The sequence below is a fragment of the Phenylobacterium sp. genome, assembly GCF_036263695.1.
Lineage (GTDB): Bacteria > Pseudomonadota > Alphaproteobacteria > Caulobacterales > Caulobacteraceae > Phenylobacterium.
Genome location: NZ_DATAGM010000190.1, coordinates 1 through 3113, shown reverse-complemented (window position 1 = coordinate 3113; position 3113 = coordinate 1). Strand labels below are relative to the sequence as shown.

Sequence of the window (3113 nt, the reverse complement as noted above, 5' to 3'; positions counted from 1 at the left end):
AAGGCGCCGGAGGGGTCGGCCGGATCGTTGACGGCCACGCCGTCGATCAGCACCAGCGTCTTGTCCGCCTCGGCCCCGCGCAGGCGGACAGTGGCCAGGCCGCCGACGCCGCGGCGGAAGACCGAGACGCCGGGAAGCGTGTTCAGGACATCGGCGGCGAAGGTCGCTTGCCGCGCCTCGATCTCCTCCCGTTCGACGGCTCTGAGGCCGGTGACCAGGTCGGGCGTGGTGGCCAGGCGCGGGGCGGTGACCACCAACTCGGAGAGCGGGGTCTGGCCATAGGCGTGAGTGGAGAACGCCGCGAGCGCGGCGGCGGTGAAGAGGATGGGTCGCATGGGACCTCCGTCAGGTCCGCCCTACGCCGCCGGGCGGGCGTTTGCAGCGATGAGCGGCCGGCGGCGAACCGCGCTCAAGTCGCTGCAACGGAGGGTGTTCAGCCCTTGCCGCGCCGTGGGTCTGGTCCCGGACCTCGGACGAGCGACAAGGCGGCAGGTCTCCTGGCTTGCGGCTCGTACCGGACCCCGCCCTCGCCTTCCCGGTTTCCCAGTGGCGCCGCCCCTTTCGGGACGGACGGACGACGGCCCTGGCCGCTCACAGTTGCGGGCACAGCTGGGGAATCGGCGGCAGGCCGCCTCACCCCATTCCCTCTTGGCCCCCGATGGGGAACCGCCTCTGCGGCGCTAGATGCGCCGTTGCGCTGAAGGTGGCAAGGGCTCCCTCCCCTGCAGGGGAGGGACAACGGGACCGTTAGGACAGCGCCCGCTTGTAGAGCGCGAGCAGCTCGGCCCAGGCCTTCTCGGCGGCGGGCTCGTTGTAGACCTGCGAGCCTTTGACCGTCCAACCGTGGTCGGCGCCGGCGTAGACCTCGACCTTGGCCGGCCGCTTGGCCTCGGCGAAGGCGGCCTTGAGCTTGTCCTTCACCTCCGGCTCCTTCTTGTCGTCGTTGTCGGCGACCAGGATCAGGTATTCGGCCTGCGTCTTGGGGATCAGCAGGTGCGGGCTGGTCGCCTCGGCGGTGTGGAGGCCCCCGCCATGGAAGCTGGCGACGGCGCCGATGCGGTTCGGGACAGCCGCAGCGGTGCGGAAGGACAACGGTCCGCCCATGCAGTAGCCCTGCACGCCGACCTTGGCTTTCTTGTTGGTCTGCGGCTGGGCGTCGAGGAAGGCGACGTAGGCGACGGCGTCCTTGTCGACGTTCGGCGGCGTCAGCGTCGCCCGCAGGGGGGCGATCTTGGCCCGGTCCTCCGGATTGGCGAAGTTGAACGTCCCGTCGACGATCGGCGCCTTCTTGGCCCGGTAGAAGGGGTTCACGACAAGCACGACGTAGCCTTCGGCGGCGAGCCTGCGACCCATGTCGCGGAACACCTGGCGAAGCCCGATGATGTCCGGCCAGATCAGCACGGCCGGCCACGTCCCCTTGCCGGCGGGATGGAACAACACCGAGTCCGCCACGCCGTCCGGCGTCTTCACGGAGACGTCCTTCTCGACGACCTTTTCCTGCGCATGGACCGCGGTCGCCGCGCCGGCGGCCGCCACGCCCATGAGGCCGAAGGTCCGCCGGGACACCGACGGGTCGTGCACCAGGCCTTGATGGATCTCGTCGTCACACATCGGATGCCTCCCTCTGTTCTTTCATTCGGTCTCGGCCACCACGCGGCTGCCGCGGCGCAGGATCAGCTTGCGCCCGAGATGCTCGCTCATCGCCGCCTGGAAGATGGCCCGAGCCAGCACCGCGCTGGCCGCGCGGCCGACGATCCGCTCGGGGGCGGTGCGCGGCAGGTTCCAGAGCTCGATGGCGTAGGGCAGCCTGCCGGCGACGCCGGAGGCGGCCTCCAGCGGGATGATGCGGCCCTCGCCCTTGCTCTCGATCATTGCGCCCGGAAACCGATCAGTGCGCCTGGCCGGTCCAGCGGCTGATCACCGACGTCTTGTGGCGCAGGGTGATCGCCCGACCGGGAAACTCCCGCGTCGCCGCGAAATAGGCCGCATAGCCGATGGCTGGGCTGACGCTCACCGCCACCACGAGCTCGACGAACTCGCCCGCCGAATCCCAGACTTCGACCTTGTAGGGCAGGTCCTCGTGCTCGTGCGGGAACTCCCCGTACGGTGAAGCCGTTTTATCGTCCTGATCGGGCGGGTCGCCGGGGGGACGAAGCTGATGTACGGCTGGGGTCACGAGGCCTCCCTTTCGCGAACGCCGGATTCCATCGGCGTCAGGCGGACGACTGTCAATTCCGCCGTGCCGCGGCGACAGCGCACCATGCACGAAATTCTTGGTCCCTTCCGCAGCATTCGGCTTGCGGGCTGCGCCGTCATGGGCCTCAAGTCCGTCGGATGACCCACCTCCCGGACCCTGAACGGCGATTCCAGCTGCTGGTGGACTCGGTCAGCGAGTACGCCATCTACATGCTCGACGCAGACGGCCGCGTTGCGAGCTGGAACACCGGCGCCGCGCGCATCAAGGGCTACTCGGCCGATGAGATCATCGGCGAGCCGTTTGCACGCTTCTTCACCCTGGAGGATCGCCGGGGGGGCACGCCGGAGCGGCTGATGGAGGAGGCGCGCCTCCACGGCAGGGCGACGAGTGAAGGCTGGCGCATCCGCAAGGACGGCAGCCGCTTCTGGTCGCAGGCCGCCCTGCACGCGGTCCGGGGCGAGACCGGCGAGCTGATCGGCTACGCCAAGGTCACCCGCGACATGACAGAGCAGCGGGAGGCCCATCAGGCGCTCATCGAGAGCGAACGCCGCTTCCGGCTGCTGGTCGAGGGCGTGATCGACTACGCCATGTACATGCTCGATCCCGAGGGGATGATCACCAACTGGAACAAGGGCGGCGAGCGGATCAAGGGCTACCTAGCCAACGACGTCATCGGCCGCCACTTCAGCATGTTCCACACGCCGGAGGACCGCCGCGCCGGCCTGCCCGCCCGCTCGCTGCAGACGGCGCTGAAGGAAGGCCGCTTCGAGGCCGAGGGCTGGCGCCTGCGCAAGGACGGCAGCCGGTTCTGGGCCAGCGTGGTGATCGACGCGATCTACGACGAGGAAGGCCGCCACATCGGCTACGCCAAGATCACCCGCGACATCTCCGAGCGGAAGGCGGCGCAGGAGGCCCT

Annotated in this window: 5 protein-coding genes and 1 riboswitch; of the genes, 1 reads left to right on the top strand and 4 read right to left on the bottom strand. The window is 69.3% G+C overall.

Features of this window, described 5'->3' with window-relative positions; genetic code table 11:
- The 4 genes from VHK87_RS07825 to VHK87_RS07810 form a co-directional block, all read right to left on the bottom strand.
- A partial coding sequence (locus VHK87_RS07825; protein WP_329634346.1) for a TonB-dependent receptor occupies positions 1-335 on the bottom strand: 335 nt, incomplete at its 3' end.
- 135 nt (positions 336-470) lie between these two features.
- A riboswitch (cobalamin riboswitch) is annotated at positions 471-686 on the bottom strand.
- A gap of 61 nt (positions 687-747) precedes the next feature.
- On the bottom strand, positions 748-1611 hold the full coding sequence (locus VHK87_RS07820; RefSeq protein WP_329634345.1) for a dienelactone hydrolase family protein: 864 nt from the start codon (positions 1609-1611) through the stop codon (positions 748-750).
- A gap of 21 nt (positions 1612-1632) precedes the next feature.
- Positions 1633-1872 carry a hypothetical protein gene (locus VHK87_RS07815; RefSeq protein WP_329634344.1) on the bottom strand — a complete coding sequence of 80 codons (240 nt, stop codon included), beginning with the start codon at positions 1870-1872 and terminating at the stop codon, positions 1633-1635.
- A gap of 16 nt (positions 1873-1888) precedes the next feature.
- A complete protein-coding gene (locus tag VHK87_RS07810; protein ID WP_329634343.1) occupies positions 1889-2176 on the bottom strand; it encodes a hypothetical protein in 288 nt (95 codons plus the stop codon).
- Positions 2177-2334: 158 nt separating this feature from the next.
- Here VHK87_RS07810 and VHK87_RS07805 point away from each other — a divergent pair.
- Positions 2335-3113 (top strand): PAS domain S-box protein (locus tag VHK87_RS07805; protein WP_329634342.1); only part of this gene is annotated, 779 nt, incomplete at its 3' end.